This window comes from Burkholderia sp. FERM BP-3421, assembly GCF_028657905.1.
Lineage (GTDB): Bacteria > Pseudomonadota > Gammaproteobacteria > Burkholderiales > Burkholderiaceae > Burkholderia.
This window is the reverse complement of record NZ_CP117782.1, coordinates 1,201,736-1,220,020: the sequence shown is the minus strand read 5'-3', so window position 1 is coordinate 1,220,020 and position 18,285 is coordinate 1,201,736. Positions and strand designations below refer to the sequence as shown.

14 protein-coding genes are annotated in these 18,285 nt (G+C 70.9%); 7 read left to right on the top strand and 7 right to left on the bottom strand.

Features of this window, described 5'->3' with window-relative positions; genetic code table 11:
• Window positions 1–752: 752 nt before the first annotated feature.
• Genes cbiE through cobM form a run of 4 tightly spaced genes read left to right on the top strand, consistent with a single transcriptional unit; the run spans window position 753 to window position 4,546 of the window.
• Window positions 753–1,976 (top strand): precorrin-6y C5,15-methyltransferase (decarboxylating) subunit CbiE, encoded by a 1,224-nt coding sequence (cbiE, locus tag Bsp3421_RS21470; RefSeq protein WP_274003234.1) that lies wholly within the window; start codon window positions 753–755, stop codon window positions 1,974–1,976.
• Complete coding sequence (locus tag Bsp3421_RS21465; RefSeq protein ID WP_274003233.1) at window positions 1,976–3,064, top strand: cobalt-precorrin-5B (C(1))-methyltransferase; 1,089 nt, start codon at window positions 1,976–1,978, stop codon at window positions 3,062–3,064. Before cbiE ends, Bsp3421_RS21465 begins: the two co-directional genes overlap by 1 nt.
• Complete coding sequence (locus Bsp3421_RS21460) at window positions 3,061–3,786, top strand: cobalt-precorrin-6A reductase (RefSeq protein ID WP_274003230.1); 726 nt, start codon at window positions 3,061–3,063, stop codon at window positions 3,784–3,786. Before Bsp3421_RS21465 ends, Bsp3421_RS21460 begins: the two co-directional genes overlap by 4 nt.
• A gap of 31 nt (window positions 3,787–3,817) precedes the next feature.
• Window positions 3,818–4,546, top strand: coding sequence for a precorrin-4 C(11)-methyltransferase (gene cobM, locus Bsp3421_RS21455; protein ID WP_274003228.1), 729 nt, complete (start codon window positions 3,818–3,820; stop codon window positions 4,544–4,546).
• Here cobM and Bsp3421_RS21450 read toward each other — a convergent pair whose 3' ends face one another.
• Window positions 4,547–5,716, bottom strand: coding sequence for an MFS transporter (locus Bsp3421_RS21450; RefSeq protein ID WP_274003226.1), 1,170 nt, complete (start codon window positions 5,714–5,716; stop codon window positions 4,547–4,549).
• Window positions 5,717–5,843: 127 nt separating this feature from the next.
• Between Bsp3421_RS21450 and Bsp3421_RS21445 the strand changes: the two genes are divergently transcribed.
• Window positions 5,844–6,335 (top strand): MarR family winged helix-turn-helix transcriptional regulator, encoded by a 492-nt coding sequence (locus tag Bsp3421_RS21445; RefSeq protein WP_274003225.1) that lies wholly within the window; start codon window positions 5,844–5,846, stop codon window positions 6,333–6,335.
• A gap of 19 nt (window positions 6,336–6,354) precedes the next feature.
• On the opposite strand, the gene Bsp3421_RS21440 is transcribed toward Bsp3421_RS21445, so the two are convergent.
• Window positions 6,355–7,059 carry a glutathione binding-like protein gene (locus Bsp3421_RS21440; protein WP_274003223.1) on the bottom strand — a complete coding sequence of 235 codons (705 nt, stop codon included), beginning with the start codon at window positions 7,057–7,059 and terminating at the stop codon, window positions 6,355–6,357.
• A gap of 483 nt (window positions 7,060–7,542) precedes the next feature.
• On the opposite strand from Bsp3421_RS21440, the gene Bsp3421_RS21435 reads away from it, so the two are divergent.
• Complete coding sequence (locus tag Bsp3421_RS21435) at window positions 7,543–9,288, top strand: VWD domain-containing protein (protein WP_274003222.1); 1,746 nt, start codon at window positions 7,543–7,545, stop codon at window positions 9,286–9,288.
• An 81-nt stretch (window positions 9,289–9,369) separates the two neighbouring features.
• Here the strand turns inward: Bsp3421_RS21435 and Bsp3421_RS21430 are convergent, their stop codons facing one another.
• A complete protein-coding gene (locus Bsp3421_RS21430; protein ID WP_274003220.1) occupies window positions 9,370–10,275 on the bottom strand; it encodes a sigma-70 family RNA polymerase sigma factor in 906 nt (301 codons plus the stop codon).
• A 221-nt stretch (window positions 10,276–10,496) separates the two neighbouring features.
• Between Bsp3421_RS21430 and clpP the strand changes: the two genes are divergently transcribed.
• Entirely contained in the window at window positions 10,497–11,162 is a 666-nt protein-coding gene (clpP, locus tag Bsp3421_RS21425) for an ATP-dependent Clp endopeptidase proteolytic subunit ClpP (protein ID WP_274003218.1), read from the top strand.
• A 25-nt stretch (window positions 11,163–11,187) separates the two neighbouring features.
• Here the strand turns inward: clpP and Bsp3421_RS21420 are convergent, their stop codons facing one another.
• The 4 genes from Bsp3421_RS21420 to Bsp3421_RS21405 form a co-directional block, all read right to left on the bottom strand.
• Window positions 11,188–12,819, bottom strand: coding sequence for a methyl-accepting chemotaxis protein (locus Bsp3421_RS21420; RefSeq protein ID WP_274003216.1), 1,632 nt, complete (start codon window positions 12,817–12,819; stop codon window positions 11,188–11,190).
• A gap of 856 nt (window positions 12,820–13,675) precedes the next feature.
• Complete coding sequence (locus Bsp3421_RS21415; RefSeq protein WP_274003213.1) at window positions 13,676–14,590, bottom strand: GNAT family N-acetyltransferase; 915 nt, start codon at window positions 14,588–14,590, stop codon at window positions 13,676–13,678.
• A complete protein-coding gene (locus Bsp3421_RS21410; protein WP_274003211.1) occupies window positions 14,587–15,849 on the bottom strand; it encodes a phenylacetate--CoA ligase family protein in 1,263 nt (420 codons plus the stop codon). The genes Bsp3421_RS21415 and Bsp3421_RS21410 overlap by 4 nt, the downstream gene beginning before the upstream one ends.
• 30 nt (window positions 15,850–15,879) lie before the next feature.
• Window positions 15,880–18,285, bottom strand: coding sequence for an acyl-CoA reductase (locus tag Bsp3421_RS21405; protein WP_274003209.1), 2,406 nt, complete (start codon window positions 18,283–18,285; stop codon window positions 15,880–15,882).

Here is an 18,285-nt window from a genome sequence, read left to right as displayed (position 1 = left end):
AAGGGTTTGCAGGGAATCAAATAAATTCGGCGGGGACGTGAAGGCGGGGGGCATGCGGATGCCGCCGAGCATCGGGCGGGACGACGGATCTGCTTTCGGCGCGACGTTGCGGGGCCGACGGCCGCGGCGTGCCCGCGCGCCGCGTGAATACGGCTTGCGCATGCGGGCATGCGTATCGCGCCGCTGCCCGGAACGGACCTGGCGGAAGCGCCGGATTCATTCATCGGTTCCATTGCGACCGGCGTCGGCGTGCCGCACGGCCGCGCGAAGCGAAGCGCTGATTGCACACGTCGTCGTACCAGAAAACCGGCGCGATATGCGCCGGCATACGCCGGCAGTGGCCCGAGGCTGCTGCCCGGCACGGGCCTGGCGGAAGCGCCGGACTCAATTCACCGGCTCTCTTGCGACCGGCTGAGCACGTCGTCGAATCCGAAAGCGGACGCTATACGCGCCGGGCATACGCCGGCAGCGGCCCGACGGCGCTGCCCGGCACGGGCTGAGTGGAAGCGCCGGACTCATTCATCGGCTCCGTTGCGACCGGCGTCGGCGTGCCGCACGGCCGCGCGAAGCAACGCGCCGTTTGCAGGCGCCGTCGAATCCGAAAACCGTCGCGACACGCGCCGGCCACGCCGCGACAGCAACCCGGCCGAGGTCGCCGCAAGCGCATGCCCGCGCCGCATCGCGCTGTATCATTCCTCCTTTGTCACCACACCGCCAGCAACGTCGACGGAATCATGGAACGGGAAGCAAGCATGACCACCTGGCTGACGGTGGTCGGGATCGGCGACGACGGTTACGCGGGCCTTGGCCGCGCCGCGCGCCGCGCATTGTTCGACGCCGCGCTGGTCGTCGGTGGCGAACGGCATCTGGCGATGCTGCCCGCGCGCTTGCGCGCGCGGCGCGAAGCGTGGCCGCGGCCGTTCGATCTCGCCGCGCTGCTCGCGCGCCGCGCCGAACGCGTCTGCGTGCTCGCGAGCGGCGATCCGATGTGCTTCGGCGTCGGCGCGACGCTCGCGCGCGCGCTGCCCGTCGACGAACTCCGGATCCTGCCCGCGCCGTCGTCCCCGTCGTTGGCCGCCGCGCGCCTCGGCTGGGCCCTGCACGAAGTCGACACGCTGTCGCTGGTGGGCCGGCCGCTCGCCGCGCTGCGGCGCGCGCTGTACGACGGCCGGCGTCTCATCGTGCTGAGCGCGGACGGTGCGACGCCCGCCGCGCTTGCCGCCTGGCTCGTCGGGCACGGCTACGGCGCGACGCGCCTCAGTGTGTTCGAGCACCTGGGCGGTCCACTTGAACGGCGCATCGACGGACGCGCCGATGCCTGGTGCGCGCCGGACGTGGCCGCGCTCAATCTCGTCGCGCTCGACTGCCGCGCGGCGGCGCACGCGCCTGCCGCGCGACTCGCGCTGACCCCGGGGCTGCCCGACGACGCCTACCGGCACGACGGCCAGCTGACGAAGCGCGACGTGCGCGCGCTCACGCTCGGCCGCCTCGCGCCCGCGCCCGGCGAACTGCTCTGGGACGTCGGCGCGGGGGCCGGTTCGATCGGCATCGAATGGATGCGCGCGCACCCAAGCTGCCGGGCGATCGCCATCGAATCGCATCCTGCGCGCCACCGCTTCATCGAGCACAACCGCGATGCGCTGGGCGTGCCCGCGCTGCAACTGGTCGCGGGCCGCGCGCCCGATGCGCTCGCGGGCCTCGCCGCGCCCGATGCGATCTTCGTCGGCGGCGGCGCGACCGGCGCGGGCGTGCTCGACACTTGCTGGGCGGCGCTCAAGCCGGGCGGCCGGCTGGTCGCCAATGCGGTCACCCTCGAAGGCGAGGCCGCGCTGGTCGCGTGGCGCGCGCGGCACGGCGGCGCGCTCACGCGCATCGCGCTCGCCGAGGCCCAGCCGCTCGGCGGCTTCGAGACCTGGCGCGCGGCGCTGCCCGTCACGCTGTACGCGGTGGACAAGCCGCGCGAGGACGCGCGCTGATGCGCGACGAGACCCCCGAACAGCCCGCCCCGCTGCGCAGCGGCTACACGACGGGCAGCTGCGCGACGGCGACCTCGCTCGCGGCCGCGCGGCTGCTGTTCGACGACGTGCCCGGCGACGCGGTCGAGATCGTGCTGCCGAAGGGGCAGCGCGTGCTGATGCGGCTCGCGTTCTGCCGGCGCACCGACGACGGCGCGGAAGCGGGCACGATCAAGGACGCGGGCGACGATCCCGACGTCACCCACGGCGCGCTGGTGTTCGCGAGGGTGCGGCTCGCGGCCGCGCCCGGCGTGCGTTTCCACGCGGGGCCGGGCGTCGGCACGGTGACCCGCGCGGGGCTCACGCTGCCGGTCGGCGAGCCGGCGATCAACCCGGTGCCGCGCCGCATGATGAGCGAGCACCTGGGCGCGCTCGCGGCCGAGCACGGCTATGCGGGCGGCTTCGAGGTGACGATCGGCGTCGAGGGCGGCGAGGCGCTTGCGCTCAAGACGATGAACCCGCGCCTCGGCATCGTCGGCGGCCTGTCGATCCTCGGCACGACCGGCATCGTGCGGCCGTTCTCGTGTTCCGCCTACATCGCGTCGATCCACCAGGGCATCGACGTCGCGCGCGCGAACGGCATCCGCCATCTCGCCGCCTGCACCGGCAACGCGAGCGAGGACACCATGCGCGCGTATTACGGCCTGCCCGACATCGCGCTGATCGAGATGGGCGATTTCGCGGGCGCGGTGCTCAAGCACCTGCGCCGCGCGCCCGTCGAACGGGTCAGCCTGTGCGGCGGCTTCGGCAAGCTCAGCAAGCTCGCGGCCGGCCATCTCGACCTGCACAGCCGCCATTCGAGCATCGACTTGCCGCAGCTCGCCGAGTGGGCCGCGCAGGCGGGCGCGGCCGCCGCGCTGCTGGACGCGATCCGCGCCAGCAACACCAGCCAGCAGGCGCTCGCGCTCGCGCATGCCGACGGCGTCGCCCTGGGCGACGCCGTCTGCGCCCGCGCGCTGCGGGTCGCGCGCGACATCGTGCCGCCGTCGGTGGCGGTCGAGATGTTCGCGATCGACCGCCAGGGCGGCATCGTCGGCATCGCGCGATGACGGCCGCGCCGCGCATCCTGCTGCTCGGCGGCACGGGCGACGCGCTGCGGCTCGCGCGCGCGCTCGGCCCGACGGCGGTCTACAGCCTGGCCGGGCTCGGCAAGGTGCCGGACGACCTGGCCTGCGCGGTGCGGGTGGGCGGCTTCGGCGGGGCGGACGGGCTCGCGCGCTATCTGGCCGAGGCCCGCATCGACCTGCTGATCGATGCGACCCATCCGTACGCGGCGCGCATCAGCGCGAACGCGGCGTGCGCCTGCGGGCGGGCACGCGTGCCGTACTGGGCGCTGCGGCGCGCGCCGTGGCAGCCGGGCGCGGGCGACGACTGGCGCGGCGCGCGCGATTGGGATGCGGTGCGCGCGCGGCTCGCGCCGTTCGCGCGGCCGCTGTTTACGCTCGGCCGCGAGCCGCTCGCGCATCTCGACGCGGTGCCGCCGCACCAGCACTGGACCGTGCGCTGCCTCGACGCGCATCCGGGCCGCGCGCGCGCGCGGGTGCTGGCCGCGCGCGGCCCGTTCACGCCGGACGGCGAACGCGCGCTGTTCGCGCAGTACGGCATCGACGTGGTGATCAGCAAGAACAGCGGCGGCGCGGCGACGGAAGCCAAGCTCGAGGTCGCGCGCGAGCGCGGCCTGCCGGTGATCATGGTCGAGCGTCCGGCGCTGCCGGCCGCCGATCGCGAATTCGACGGCGTCGCCGCGCTGCGCGCCGCGCTCGACCTTTAACGCCTGTCGGACAGGCCAGACGGAGCAGGACATGACGGTGTATTTCATTGGCGCGGGGCCGGGCGACCCCGAACTGATCACGGTGAAGGGGCAGCGCCTCGTGCGCACCTGCCCGGTGATTCTCTACGCGGGTTCGCTCGTGCCCGAGGCGGTGCTCGAAGGCCATCGCGCCGAACAGGTCGTGAACACGGCGGAATTGGATCTGGACGCGATCGTCGCGCTGCTCGCGGCTGCGCATGCGAAGGGCCGGGACGTGGCGCGCGTGCACTCGGGCGACCCGTCGCTGTACGGCGCGATCGGCGAGCAGATCCGCCGGCTGCGCGCGCTCGACATTCCCTATGAGATCGTGCCGGGCGTGACCGCGACGGCCGCCTGCGCGGCGACGCTCGGCGTCGAGCTGACGCTGCCCGACGTCGCGCAGACGGTGATCCTCACGCGCTACGCGGGCAAGACGACGATGCCGGCGGGCGAGGCGCTGGGCGGCCTCGCCGCGCACCGCGCGACGCTGGCGATCCATCTGGGCGTGCGCCATCTCGCGAAGATCGTCGACGAGGTGTTGCCGCACTACGGCGCGGATTGCCCGGTCGCGGTCGTGTATCGCGCGAGCTGGCCGGACGAGGTGCGCGTGACGGGCACGCTTGCGGATATCGTCGGGAAGATCGCGGCGACGCCGATCGAGCGCACCGCGCTGATCCTGATCGGCCGGGTGCTGACCGCCGACTGGTTCGCGCGCTCGACGCTGTACGCGAGCGCGGACTGATCAGGCGCGGCTCGCGGCCGCGACGGGCAGCGGCGCGAAGCGTGCGGCCATGGCGAACATCACGAGGCAGACGACGGCCATGAAGGCCCAGGCGGGCGTGAGGTCCGCGAGGTTCTGCCGGATCAGGCCGGCCGCGAACGGGAACAGGCCCGCGATCAGGTAGCCGATGCCCTGCACGAACGCGGTCAGCGCGCCGGCCTCGGCCGGCTGCGTGACGTGATCGAGCGCGACGATCAGCGACAGCGGAAACAGCGCGCCGATCCCGAGACCGATCAGCAGCGCGGCCGGCAGCGCGAGGCCGAGCGGCGACGCGATCAGCACCAGCAGGCCGATGAGCAGCGAGCCGATCGCCGCGAACAATGCCGGACGACGATCGCGCAGGCGGTCGATGAAGCTGGAAACGAGCAGGCCCGCGGTGACTTCCGCGACCGTCACGCCGCCGAGCAGGCCGCCCGCGGCTTCGGGCGACCAGCCGAGCGACACGAAGTACGGCGGCAGCCACGCGAGCACCAGCGTATAGGCGCCGGTGCCGAGCCCGAAGAACAGCGCGAGCAGCCACGCGCGCGAACCGCGCGCGCCGTGGCGGCCTGTCGTCGCGGCGGGGCCGCCCGCCCGGGCGCGGCTCGCGAGCGGCCACAGCACGGCGGCCGCACAGGCGGGCAGCGCCCAGCCGGCGAGCGCGGCGCTCCAGTCGACGCGCGCCGCGGCGAACGGCGTGACGACGCTCGCGAACACCGCGCCCCCCATGATCGAGGTCGAATAGAAGCCCATCACGCTGCCGGCGCGCGCGGCGAAATGCGTCTTGATGAAAGTCGGCAGCAAGGCCTGCGCCATCGCGATGCCGGCGCCGGCCGCGAGCGCGCTCGCGAGCAGCACGGCCGGATGCGCGGCGGCGAGCCGCGCGGCGCAGGCGAGCGCGATCAGCGCGACGCCGAGCCAGACGCCCGCGCGCACGCCGGCGTGACGCTGCAGCCAGCGCGCGCCGAGCGCGCCCGCGCCCATCAGCAGGATCGGCACGGTGGTGAGCAGGCTTGCAGTGCTGTCGCTGAGCCCGGTCGCGCGCTGGATCGTGTCGAGCAGCGGGCCGAGCGAGGCCAGCACCGGCCGCAGGTTGAGGCCGACCAGCACGATCGCGGCGAGCCGCCAGGCGGGGGAAAGCAGGAGTGGCATGAGGCGGAAATCCCTGAAGCGCGGCGCGCCTCAAGAAGCGCGCCGACCGTTGCGTATAATTATCTCGATATCAAGATAGTGGTGATTTATCTTGAGGTCAAGATAACTGGGACGATCAGGAGGGTTAATGGACCGAGCCGCCCATGCGGTCGAGCAGTGGCGTCGCGAGCGCCCGGATCTCGATCCGATGTCGATGTTGCTGCTGGGCCGCCTGCAGGAGACGGCCCTCGTGATCGCCCGCGACCGGCTCACGCCGCTGTTCGCGCGCTACGGTTTGCAGCCCGGGGAATTCGATGTGCTTGCGACCTTGCGTCGCAGCGGCAGGCCGTATGCGCTGACGCCGACCGCGCTGTACGACGCCGCGATGATCTCGTCGGGCAGCATGACGAACCGCATCGACCGGCTCCAGCAGGCGGGCTGGGTCGAGCGCCGGCCGAATCCCGCCGACGGGCGCGGCACGCTGGTGGGGCTGACGGACGAGGGGTACGCGCTGATCGAGGCGGCGGTCGGGGCGCACGTCGACAATCAGCGCGCGGTGCTGAGCCCGCTCAGCGAGGGCGAGCAGGCCCAGCTGGCGGCGCTGCTCGACAAGCTGTTGCAGGGGCAGACGCGCGCCTAGCCGCGCGCGTCCGGACGCGTCACGCGCGGGCGGGAATCTCGAGGCCGCGCGTGACGGCGGGGCGCGCGACGAACGCGGCGAGGGCGCGCGCGACGTGCGGATACGCGTCGAAGCCGACCAGCTCGCCCGCCTCGTAGAAGCCGACCAGGTTGCGGATCCACGGGAAGGTCGCGATGTCCGCGATCGTGTAGGCGTCGCCCATGATCCAGGCGCGCGTCGCGAGATGGCCGTCGAGCACCGCGAGCAGCCGCTTCGCCTCGGCGACATAGCGGTCGCGCGGACGCTTGTCCTCGTAGTCGCGGCCCGCGAACTTGTGGAAGAACCCGACCTGGCCGAACATCGGGCCGATGCCGCCCATCTGGAACATCAGCCACTGGATCGTTTCGTAGCGCGCCGCCGGGTCCTGCGGCAGCAGCTGGCCGCTCTTGTCGGCGAGGTAGATCAGGATCGCGCCCGATTCGAACAGCGCGAGCGGCCGCCCGCCCGGGCCGTCGGGATCGAGGATCGCGGGAATCTTGTTGTTCGGGTTCAGCGACAGGAAGGCGGGCGACAGCTGGTCGTTGGTGTCGAAGCGCACCAGGTGCGGTTCGTAGGCGAGCCCGGTTTCCTCCAGCATGATCGACACCTTCACGCCGTTCGGCGTCGGCAGCGAATAGAGCTGGATGCGGTCCGGATGCTGCGCGGGCCATTTCTGCGTAATCGGGAAGGCGGAAAGATCGGGCATGGCGAGGCTCGTGTCGAAGGGGGGAGAAAAATCGGCGCGTGGCGGTTGGGCGCCCAACGATGGACCGCACAATGTAGCCGATTCGTCGCGATTTCGCTTGGGCCGCCGTCAGCGCGCCGAAAGGCTGTTGAGCGCACCGGCGCCGCACCGCATAGGCGCTTGCGCACCCCGATACCATTTCCTAGAGTAGGCCTAAACAATCTCTCGACGTAGCGACGACCGGTTGCGGAGATGCGAATCAAATGGCATGACGGGACTGGCCAGCTTGGGTCGGGGGGAGTTCGCGCGAAGCGGTACATCGCGCGTTGCCAAAGTGGGGGGATGACAATGCCGAGCTTCAATACGAAATCCAGCACGCGGCTCGCGGTGCTGGCTCTGTTGCTGGGCGCAGCTCGGGTCATCGCGGCCGGTGCGGAGGATGCACCGGCTGTGACACACACGCCGATCCAGCTTACGCCGGCGACGAGTGCCGGCATTCGGGCGGTGACACCCGAGATCGCCGCTTCCACGGCCGCGCAGCGCGAGACGTGGCGGCTGAAGCTGGTGCACACGGCGCGCCCGAAGAAAGCCTGCTATACGGCGACCTATCCGGAAACCCAGTGGCGCGAGGTAGCCTGCACGATTCCGCCGCATCGTTTCTTCGGACCGCGACGCGGGCCCATGCTCGATACGGTCGGTAACGGCAATGACTATGTCGCTCAGCCTGCAAGTCCGATCACGCTCGCGAACGGTTCGTTCGACAGCGTGACCAACGCGACCAGCCTCGCGACCCAGGGCGCAGGAACGGGGGGCGTGAACGGCAACAACTTCTTCACGCTGCAGCTCAATTCGAACTTCTTCACGACGTCGGTCTGCAGCGGAGGCGCGTCGTCCTGCAAGGGCTTCGCGCAGTTCGTGTACGACAATTCGTCGAGCAGCGCCTATATCCAGTACTGGCTGGTGAGTTACGGCTCCGCCGCTTGCCCGGGCGGCTGGAGCGCGTATGGCGGCGATTGTGTGCGCAACGCTTCCAACGGTGTGGCGGCGCCGATGGCCCTGAGCGTCGCTGATCTGCACGACATGAAGCTGACCGGCTCCGCTGCCTCGGGCGGCTCGCTGATGTTATATGTCGGCGGTTCGATGGTCTCGACGCCGGGCGACGACATTCTGCCCGACCTCGCCAGCAACTGGGGCGACGCGGAGTTCAACGTGTTCGGCGACGGCGGCGGCGGGCAGGCGGTGTTCAACAGCGGTGCGACGCTGGTGGTGCGCACCCAGGTCGAGACCGGCAGCAATATCCTGCCCGACTGCGTGATCGGCGGCTGGACCCTGGAGACCAACAATCTCAATCTGGTCAGCACGCCGACCGTGGTGCCGAAGCAGCAGTACCCGTCGATCGTGTTCGATGAGAGCAACGCTGCGGGGACGTCGTCCGCCTCGTGTTCGACGAGCGTCGGCGACACCCATGTGACGACGTTCGACGGGCTCTACTACGATTTCCAGGCAAGCGGCGACTTCATCCTGGCCGATGCCGGGCCGGATTTCATCGTGCAGGCGCGGCAGGAGTCAGGCGCGAAGGTGTTCAACAACCCGAACGTGACGATGAACACCGCGGTCGCGGTGCGGATGGGCGCGAACCGGATCGCGATCTATGACGACCCGCCGCGCGTGCTGATCAACGGCAAGCTCACGAGCGTTGCCGACAACGCGATCGTGACGCTGCCGGGCGACGTGTACCTGATGCGCGGCGGCAGCGCCTATGTCGTCACGCGCGCCACGGGTGAGATGATGCGCGCGCAACTATATAACGGTTGGTTGGACGTGACGGTTGGCCTGGGGCACCGCCCCCGGGCGAACACACACGGAATTCTAGCGAGCCCCAGCAATGTCGCGCTGGCGATGCGCAACGGCACGCAGCTCCGGCAGCCGGTATCGGCCGTCGATCTCTATCAGCGCTACGCGCCGAGTTGGCTCGTGCAACCGAAGGAGTCGCTGTTCGCCGAACAGACTGTGAAGTATGTCGCACCCGCCAAGCTGTTCTATGCCAGCGACCTCGCGCCGCAGGTGTATGAGCAGGCACGTGCCGCATGCGCGGCGGCAGGGGTGACCGACGGCACCCACCTCGATGCCTGCACGCTCGACGCAGCCGTGCTGAAGAACACGATCGCAGTCAAGGCGTTTACGCATGCGATTCCACCACGGATCGCGCTGCGCCCGGTCGGCCCGATCAGCGCGATCGAACCGAAATAGCAGCACCGTACGGCGCACACCGTCCGCCTGGGCGGTGCGCATGCCGGGTCGGGAACGCGAGGCGGTAAGGGTGCGGCCGGCTCAGCCGGCCAACGCGATGACGGACATACCATGAGCGATGCGCGCGAGCAGCGCGCCAAGCGCCGCGCGCCCGAACACGCGATTGACGGCGGCCAGCGCGCCGGGCCGCGCGATCACGCACAGCATTGTCTGCCCGTCGTCATCCAGGAGCGGCACGAGCAGCGCAACGATCTCCGGCGTGTGCGCCGAGAACAGCGCGAGCGCGGCCTCGCCGCCGAGCGCGAGCGGTTCCGCGCGCGCCGCCGCCAGCACCGGCGCGGCCGACGGCGAGGGGGCGTCGCTCACGATCCGGACCCCGTCCAGCACGGCGAGCAGCGCCGTTCGATCCTGCGCGTCGATCGCGGCCCGCAGCGCGTCGACGATGCGGCGCTGGCGCGCGGGATCGGCGGGCGCCCGCACGTCGCCCGCGCGCCCGAGACGGCCTTTCGCGCGATGCACGAGCTGCCGGCAGTGCGCCTCGGGCTTGCCGAGCGCCGCGCCGATGTCCGCGTAGTCGCAGTCGAACCCCTCGCGCAGCAGGAAGGCCGCCCGTTCGTCGGGCGTCAGGCGTTCGAGCAGCAGCATCAGCCCGTACGACAGCTGCGCGCCGACCAGCGCGCGGGTCTCGGCCGACGGCGCGAGCGCGTCGAGCCACGGTTCGGGCAGGGCGCCGTCGTGCTGCGCGGCCCGCTCGGTGCGCAACTGCCGCAGCCGGTCGATCGCGAGCCGGGTCACGACCGTGGTGAGCCACGCGGCCGGCACGTGGATCGCATCCGCGCGCGCCGCGTGCCATTTCAGCCAGGCGTCCTGAATCAGATCCTCGGCTTCCGCGCGGCTGCCGAGCATCCGGTAGGCGAGCGAGAAAAGGCGCGCGCGCTCGGCTTCGAACGCGGCGTCGGGAAGGGAGAAGCGCAACGTGATCGTCATGCGGAAAGCTCCGGAAACGGGGCGCGGGCGACGGCGGCCGCGCCGCCAGTCTGCCAGAACGCGAAGAAATCCGTACATGACGGATGACGCGTGCGCCGCGTGACAGCGGGACGCAAAAAAATCCTCGTCACGCGGGATCGCGCCGGCCCGTCAACAGGGTGACGCGCCACCCGAGGCGTCTCCCGCTCATCTTCCCGCCCGAAAGGCGAAAGGCCACCCCCATGATCTCCATTCCCCGTTCTCCCGCGGCGTCGGGCCTCGGTCTCGTGCCGACCGTCATCGAACACACCGGGCGCGGCGAGCGCGCGTACGACATCTACTCGCGCCTGCTGCGCGAGCGCATCGTGTTCCTCACGGGACCGGTGAACGAGCAGTCGGCGAGCCTGGTGGTCGCGCAGCTGCTGTTCCTGGAGTCCGAGCAGCCGGACAAGGACATTTCGCTCTACATCAACTCGCCGGGCGGCTCGGTCTACGACGGGCTCGCGATCTACGACACGATGCGCTTCATCCGGCCCGAGGTGTCGACGCTGTGCACCGGCTTCGCCGCGAGCATGGGCACCTTCCTGCTCGCGGCGGGGCAGCGCGGCAAGCGCCATGCCCTGCCGAACGCGCGCATCATGATTCACCAGCCGTCGGGCGGCAGCCAGGGCACGGCGGCCGACGTCGAGATCCAGGCGCGCGAGGTGCTGTACCAGCGCGAGCGCCTCAACGCGGAAATGGCGGCGTTCACCGGGCGCTCGGTCGAGCAGATCGCGCGGGACACCGACCGCGACCATTTCATGTCGGCGGACGAAGCCCGCACCTACGGCCTGATCGATGACGTGCTCGCGCAGCGCGCCGCGCTGTCGCCGTCCGCCCCGCCGGGGGCGGACGGCACGCGAACCTGAAACCGCGTTCGGCGTCGCACATGGCTCAGGCCACCGCCGGGCGCCACACGGCGGGCTCGTCCCAGTCGGCCGCCGCGCCGCGCGGCGCGACGCCGCCCGCCGGCAGGCGGAAGGTCGCGACCGTATCGTTCAACGCGTGCCCCTGGCTTTCCAGCGACTTCGACGCGGCCGCCGCCTGTTCGACGAGCGCCGCGTTCTGCTGGGTGGTCTGGTCCATCTGCGTGATCGTCAGGTTGACCTGGTCGATGCCGCGGCTCTGCTCGGCCGACGCGGCGGCGATCTCGCCCATGATGTCGGTCACGCGCGCGACCGCCTGCGTCACCTCGCCCATGGTCTCGCCGGCCTGATTGGCGAGCGTCGAGCCGTCGCGGATCGTCTGTACCGAGGCCGAGATCAGTTCCTTGATTTCCTTCGCGGCGCTGGACGAGCGCTGCGCGAGGCTGCGCACCTCGCTCGCGACCACCGCGAAGCCGCGCCCCTGTTCGCCCGCGCGCGCCGCTTCGACCGCCGCGTTCAGCGCCAGGATGTTGGTCTGGAACGAGATGCCCTCGATGATGCCGGTGATGTCGGAGATCTTCGAGGAGCGGTCGCCGATCTCGGTCATGGTGTCGACCACGCGGCCCACCACCGCGCTGCCGCGCTGCGCGACGTCGGATGCGTTCGCGGCGAGCTGGCTGGCCTGCTGGGCGTTCTCCGCGTTGAGCCGGACTGTCGAGGTGAACTGTTCCATGGTGGCGGCGGTTTCCTGCAGGGACGCGGCCTGTTCCTCGGTGCGCTGGCTCAGGTCGATGTTGCCCGCGGCGATCTCGCCGACCGCGGTCGCGATGCTGCCGCAGCCGTCGCGCACGCGGCTGACGATGCCGGTCAGCCGCTCGTTCATGATGTTGAGGGCGTCGAGCAGGTCGCGGGTCTCGTCGCGGCCGTGCACGACGACCTCGCTGCGCAGGTCGCCTTCCGCGACCGTGCGCGCGACCCGCACCGCCTCGCCGATCGGCCCGGTGATCGAGCGGGTGATCCACAGCCCCGCGACGATCGCGAGCGCGATCGCGGCCGCGCAGATCGCGAGCAGGAGGTTGCGCTCGTACATGTAGCGGTCGGTGAAGTCTTGCGCGATCGCCGCCTCGCGCTCGTGCGTGTAGCTGGCATAGGCGTTGGTGGCCTGGATCAGCGCGACGAGCAGCGGGCGGCACTTGGTGTCGATCTCCGCGATCGCGGCGTCGCGGTTGCCGGCGAGCGCCGCATTGACGATCTCGAGCGCGACCGGGCCGTAGCTGGCCTCGACGCGGTTGATATCGGCGACCAGCGCGCGGGCGCGGTCGGTCGTGTCGTCGGCCTTGGCCATCATCGCGTTCAGGTCGCCGAGCCGCGACTGCACGTCGGCATGCGCGCGCTGCACATCGGCTTTCTCCTGCTCGATGTCCTCGGGGCGGGTCACGAGCACCAGGTTGCGGGCGGCGATCGCCCGCCGGTCGACGGCCGTGCGGACCTGCGCGGCCAGGTTCGCGCGCGCGTTGATGCCCTGCGCATAGCGGTTGAACGCGTCGTTCGATTCGGACAGCGCCTTCAGCGACATGCCGGAGACGATCGCGACGATCGCCGCCAGCACGCCGAAACCACCGAGGAGTTTGATCCTGATGGTCACCCGAAATGATTTCATCGTTTGCCCCTTGCAAGGAAGACTGCGCGTGGTGATTGACTCGCGACGGAAGCCCATGTCGTGCGTGAATTAACGGGGTGAGTGGGCTTTTCTTTAGCCTTATAAACCCTAGTTTCCGGAAATGTGAAAATCTTTTTTGATCGAAATAAACAAATTATTTATTGGTTGACTTAACTAAATTTAGCTGACTTTCGCGATGCTTTCGGTGGCCCGGGTGAAAGGCTTGGAGGCTTGATGGCCGGAGGTTTGGTGGGATTTATAGTGTCCGCGCGGGACAGATAATCGGGTTTTTGAGGCATTCAATATGGAATTCGGAAGCAAAGAATTTCCTTTTTATTCATGATCCATATCTCTCGTGGTTGAATTTTATCGAGATAATGGCGCGCGAATGACCGGGCAAATAAGCCGGTGCGCGGGCAACCGTCTCGATATCAAATCAACGAGGTTCGGGCGAGAACCGGGCGCACCGGCCCCTGAACAGCGACGGCCCGGCACAGAAAATCACGCGGCGGCGCGTGGGGGCCGGCGCGCCGGGAAGAACCCGCGGCGTGAAGTCGGCGCGAGCGGCAACGCGAGCCGACGGGCGGCTTACGGCGAGGTATACCGCAACCGACAGGCGAAGCGCGGCGAACACGCGAGCCGGCTCGTGGACGCGTTCGTGCCGGCGCAGATGAGGAGCGATGCCGGGCCGCGGTCGATGTCGATGTTGATCACGGAGAATGCCGGTCCAGGACGCCCGCGCCGGACATCGACGGCAGCCGCCTTGTGGATGGAAGCGGGGGCGTCGCGGCGTGCGATCGTTCGGGATGGCACGGCCCGCGGCGAACGCGCATCGTGAGACGCGCCGGCGCGGCGCTTACGCCGGCCCCGCGTAGAGCCGATACAAGCGTTCGCCTTGCCGGTCGCACAGGTTGAGCGGCCGCGGGCTCCGACCGCGCAGCCAAAGCAGCCGCCAGCCGCCGCTCGCGGCGGGCAGCAGGCCGCCGAAGCGGAACCCGCCGCGCGTCAGGGCGGGCGCGTGCGCGAGGTTTTCCGCCGTGGCCGGCAGGAGCAGATCGAGCAGCGAGCGGGCCGGGAGCGCGGCGATTTCGGCCAACTGGGCGTCGCTGGCGCGTGACGCCTCCAGGACGACGCGCAAGCCGTCCTGCGTCACGCTGAAGTCCGCCGCGGCGGCGTGCGGCGTCGGCGGCGCCTCGCCGAACACCGCGCGCAGGCCGTCCAGCCATTCATGCCAATGCGTCGGCCAGTCGAGCCGGGGCAGCGGCCACGCGCGCAACGGCAGGCACCCGACGACGATGCTCTCCCGTTCCGCCCGCCCGAACGGCGATTCGACGTAGTCGATCAGCAGCGCCGTGCTGCGAAAATCGAGCGCCAGCGCGACATGCTGGCTGCGCGGATGCGAACAGACCTGCTTGATCGTCATCATGCCGACGCCGAGCTGTGCCGCCGTCGCGCGCAGGTGGCGGGCGAGCCGGCTCGCGATGCGTTGACCGCGGGCGTCCGGATGCACCACGTTCAACGCGAGTTCCGCGAGCCCGGGCTGCGCCGCGTCCCGCCACAGCGTCGCGTGTCCCAGCAGCCGCCCGTCGCGCACCGCCACCGCCGAGCGCCATTGTCCGCTGACGTTGTGCGCATCGATGCGGCTCGGCAGATAGACGTCCGGATACACGTAATGCTCGCCGTAGACCGCGCGGAACAACGCGCTGACGGGCTCGGCGTCGCTCGCCCGATAGTCGCGCACCGACGCCTTCAACTGATCGGCCGCGCTCATCGCCCGGCCTCCGCGTGCGCGTAGTCGCGCCGGTCCACGATCCGCAGCAGCTTGCCCGAACGCGGGTGGGTGAGCATGTGTTTCAGCGGCGTTTGCCGCAGCGTCACGCGGACTTGATGTCCGGTGCACTGTTGCGCGAGCGCCGGCTGGGCGGCGAGCACCTCGGCGCGGATCCGCGCGAGATCCAGCGGCGCGCGCGCGGCGAGCAGGAACGTCAGGCAATCCGCGCCGTCGGCACGGGAGAGTTCCAGTTGCCAGCCCAGCAGCGCGCCCGCGGCGTCGAGCGCGCGCCCGAGCGCGTCCGGAAACAAGGACAGCGTGCCGACGCGGATCCGATGCGCCTGCGCGGCGCGCCCCAGCAGCGCGAACTTGCGCGCGGGGCCCGGCGGTTCGCGCCAGCACGCGAGATCGCCGCTGGGATAGCGGATCACCGGCATCAGCCGGCGCTGCAGGTTGGTGACCAGCAGGCGGCCGGGGCGGCCGATTTCGTCGATGGGCTCGCCGCTGTCCTCGTCGACGATCTCGATCAGGCTGTCGTCGTCGAACCGGCGATGCTCGCCATGCCCGCAGGCGGGATCGGCGTAACCGATCAGGCCCGCGTCGACGCTCGCGCAGCCCACCGAGCCGAACCGGGCGTGCGGCAGCACCTGTGCGAGCAGCGCGATCTGCTCGTCGAACAGGCTTTCGCCGCCGTAGAGCACGGTCCGCACCTCCGGCAGCACCTGGCCCTGCGCCGCGAGGTGATGGGCGAAGCGCAGCAGTTGCGCGGGCACGCCGGCCAGCACATTGATGCGGTGCTGGTGAATCGCGGCCGCCAGCACGTCGTGGTCGACCTGGCAGGTGAACGGATATTCGACGATCGCCGCCGGCGCATGCGACAAGGCGCCGTGGATGAACAGCAGGCTGGTGTAGAGATCGCCCGCGAAGAACAGATTGGCGACGCGGTCGCCGTCGCGCAGCTGGTGCGCGAGGCCCGCGCCGAACGCCTGGACGAACGCGCGCCATTCGGCGCGGCTGAATACCGACAGCTTGCCGTCGCCGGTGGAGCCGCCCGTCTTGAACACATGGGCGTCGTCCAGCGCGGCGGTCAGCACGGGCCAGCGGGTCAGGTCCTGGGAATCCAGCCAGTAGTCGGCGGGATCGGTCGGCGGCAGGTCGGCCAGTCGCCAGCCGTGCGCGGGCAGCGCACGGTACAGCGCGCGATAGTGCGGCGAATGCGCGCGCGCATGCTCGACGAGGAGGGGAAGGCGTGGATGCATGGTGATGGTGGATGAATGGACGACGGGGACTCAGCCGCGCAGATCCAGGACCAGCGGCGTCTTGCCGCTGTGCGGATGGCGGCGGAACGTGGCGGCCGGATGGGCGCTCACCTCGAAGCGAAGCAGTCCGCCGTTCACGACCATGCTCAACTTGGCATCGTCCAGCAGGCGGGCGCGGATCGACGCCGGATCGCCGTCGACGAGCAGCTGGATGCGGTCGCGCCCCGCGTCGTCGCGATCGATGAGCCACTGCATCGGCCGGCCGATGGGCCGGCTCAATTGCTCGGGATTGACGAAGATCGTGCCGATCCGCAGCAGCGCGCCGTGGCGGCCGGCGAGCCGGAAGCGCGGCGTCTCCAGGCCGCAGGCGCAGGCGCCCGGCAACCACCGGCCCAGATCGCCCAGGTCGTAACGCAGCACCCGCTGGGCTTCGCGGCGGCGCGACGTGAACACCAGGCGGCCGATCTCGCCGGGCGCGGCCGGGGCGTCGCGCCCGGGTTCCAGCACTTCCAGCCATTGCGTGTCCGCCAGCAGGTGGAATTCGCCGTCGGCGCAACACGCGCAGGCATGGCCGAGCGGACCGGCGTCCACCGAGCCGTAGATCGCCGAGCGGATCGATTCGACGCCGAAGCCCGCGAGATAGGCGCGCTGCCCGGCGTCGACGTGCTCGCCGCCGCAGAACACCTTGCGCACCCCGCCATAGCGGCGCAGCACCTCGCTTTCGCGCTCGAACAACCGGTGCACGGTGCTCGGCATGCCGATCAGCGTGTCGACGCGCTGCTCGACGATCAGCGCGGCGATCTCGCTGAAATCGTCGCCGACGGGGCCGCCCATCGGATACTGCGGCACCCCGAGCGCATCGAGGATCGTGAAGAAGCTGAGCATGCCGCCGTACAGATTGCCGCCGTAGAGGAGATTCATGACCCGGTCGGTGGCGGGATCCAATCCGGCGGCAAACAGGCCGTCAGCCGCGGCGCGCATCTGGCGGTGGTAGTCGCGATAGCTGAAGCGGGCCAGCTTGGGCGCGCCGCTGCTGCCGCCGCTGCGGAAGTAGAGCTGGGCCCGCGCGTGATCGGGCTGGCTCTGGAACGCGGCCCTGTCCATCACCGGCAGCGCGTGCAGGCCCTCCGGCGCGGCGGGCGGCGCATCGAGGTGGGCGTGACCGGGCAGCACGGCGGCGTCGAGGCTCACCGACACGCGGCGCGACAGGCGTTGCAGCGCATAGACGCCGTCGTGCGGTTCGCCGGCATAGCCGTCGTGCATGCGGCCGACGGGCGCGATGCGGCTCACGCCCGCCGCGAGCAGCAGCCGGCACAGGCCGGGCAGGCGCTCGGCGGGGGCGATCAGACCGCAACTTTGCAGGTGCGTGCGCCACGGACGCAGGATGCCGGCCAGCCGCGCGCGCGGAGCCGGGCGCAACTCGACGGTGCGAAACAGCGGCGACGGCGTCAATTCCTCGCGCCACGCCCACGCGATCCGCCAGCCGTCGCCGTCGATGACCTCGCCGGGCGCGTCGGCGAACGCCTGGTCCAGCCGATGGAAGGCCATGCGGGTGCTGATCTCCGCCGCTTCCTGCCGATCCGCCCGCAGCGCGGGCCAATGCGGCGCCCGGCGGCCGAGCGCATCGGCGAGCCGGCGCGCGAGCGCCCCGAGCGTCGCCGGATCGTCGCTGTCCACGAGCACGGCCTGCGGGCTGGAGCAGGCCTGCTGATCGTGACGGCACACGTCGTCGACGAGGGCGTCGAGTTGCGCATCGCGCGCGGCGTCCGGATCCAGGTAGGCGAAACTGATCCGATGCCCCCAGTCGATCCAGCGGCAACCGGGCGGCAGTTGCGCGCGCAGGGCCGCGAGCGCCGTTGCGCCGCCCCACGCGGATACGCCGTCGACATGGGCCAGCAAGGCGCCGAGCCCGGCGCTCGGCGCCGGCAGCACGGCGACGTGCGCGGCGAGCCGGCCGCTGGCGTCGTGCCGCAGCAGTTCGGCGAGCAGGCGCGCGTTCAGGTCGTCGGTGCGGCTGCTCGGGCGCAGCCAGTTGATGTTGCCCGCCAGCAAGCCTTCCAGCACCGCCATGAAGGGCAGCAGCGCGGCATTGGCGGGCGTCACGTGCAACACCACGCCGAGGGGGCGCCATGCCTCGAAGTGCGGCTCGCGGTAATTCGCGCGGCGCAGCGAGCCGGGCTGTCCGCCCAATTCCCGCGTGAGCTTGGCCTGCAGCGCCGGGCGGCGGCAGAACGCGGCCAGTTGGGCGCGCGCCGCCTCGTCCGGCAGCGCGGACGGTGCGCCGTCGTCCAGCGCGGCGGCGAAACGTTCGGCGCAGGCGAGCACGGTCTCGTGGTCGAGCGGTTCGGCCAGCGTCTCGGCGAGTCGCTCGCGCAGCGTCGCGAGCGCCGTGTCGAGCGCGTAGTCGGCGTGCAGCATGCCGTGCAGCAGATACAT

Coding starts and splice junctions, on each gene's coding strand:
- cobM (WP_274003228.1), top strand. CDS start 3,818: ATGACGGTGTATTTCATTGGCGCGGGGCCGGGCGACCCCGAACTGATC.
- Bsp3421_RS21450 (WP_274003226.1), bottom strand. CDS start 5,716: ATGCCACTCCTGCTTTCCCCCGCCTGGCGGCTCGCCGCGATCGTGCTG.
- Bsp3421_RS21415 (WP_274003213.1), bottom strand. CDS start 14,590: ATGAGCGCGGCCGATCAGTTGAAGGCGTCGGTGCGCGACTATCGGGCG.
- clpP (WP_274003218.1), top strand. CDS start 10,497: ATGATCTCCATTCCCCGTTCTCCCGCGGCGTCGGGCCTCGGTCTCGTG.
- Bsp3421_RS21440 (WP_274003223.1), bottom strand. CDS start 7,059: ATGCCCGATCTTTCCGCCTTCCCGATTACGCAGAAATGGCCCGCGCAG.
- Bsp3421_RS21420 (WP_274003216.1), bottom strand. CDS start 12,819: ATGAAATCATTTCGGGTGACCATCAGGATCAAACTCCTCGGTGGTTTC.
- Bsp3421_RS21405 (WP_274003209.1), bottom strand. CDS start 18,285: ATGTATCTGCTGCACGGCATGCTGCACGCCGACTACGCGCTCGACACG.
- Bsp3421_RS21410 (WP_274003211.1), bottom strand. CDS start 15,849: ATGCATCCACGCCTTCCCCTCCTCGTCGAGCATGCGCGCGCGCATTCG.
- Bsp3421_RS21430 (WP_274003220.1), bottom strand. CDS start 10,275: ATGACGATCACGTTGCGCTTCTCCCTTCCCGACGCCGCGTTCGAAGCC.
- Bsp3421_RS21460 (WP_274003230.1), top strand. CDS start 3,061: ATGACGGCCGCGCCGCGCATCCTGCTGCTCGGCGGCACGGGCGACGCG.
- Bsp3421_RS21465 (WP_274003233.1), top strand. CDS start 1,976: ATGCGCGACGAGACCCCCGAACAGCCCGCCCCGCTGCGCAGCGGCTAC.
- cbiE (WP_274003234.1), top strand. CDS start 753: ATGACCACCTGGCTGACGGTGGTCGGGATCGGCGACGACGGTTACGCG.
- Bsp3421_RS21445 (WP_274003225.1), top strand. CDS start 5,844: ATGGACCGAGCCGCCCATGCGGTCGAGCAGTGGCGTCGCGAGCGCCCG.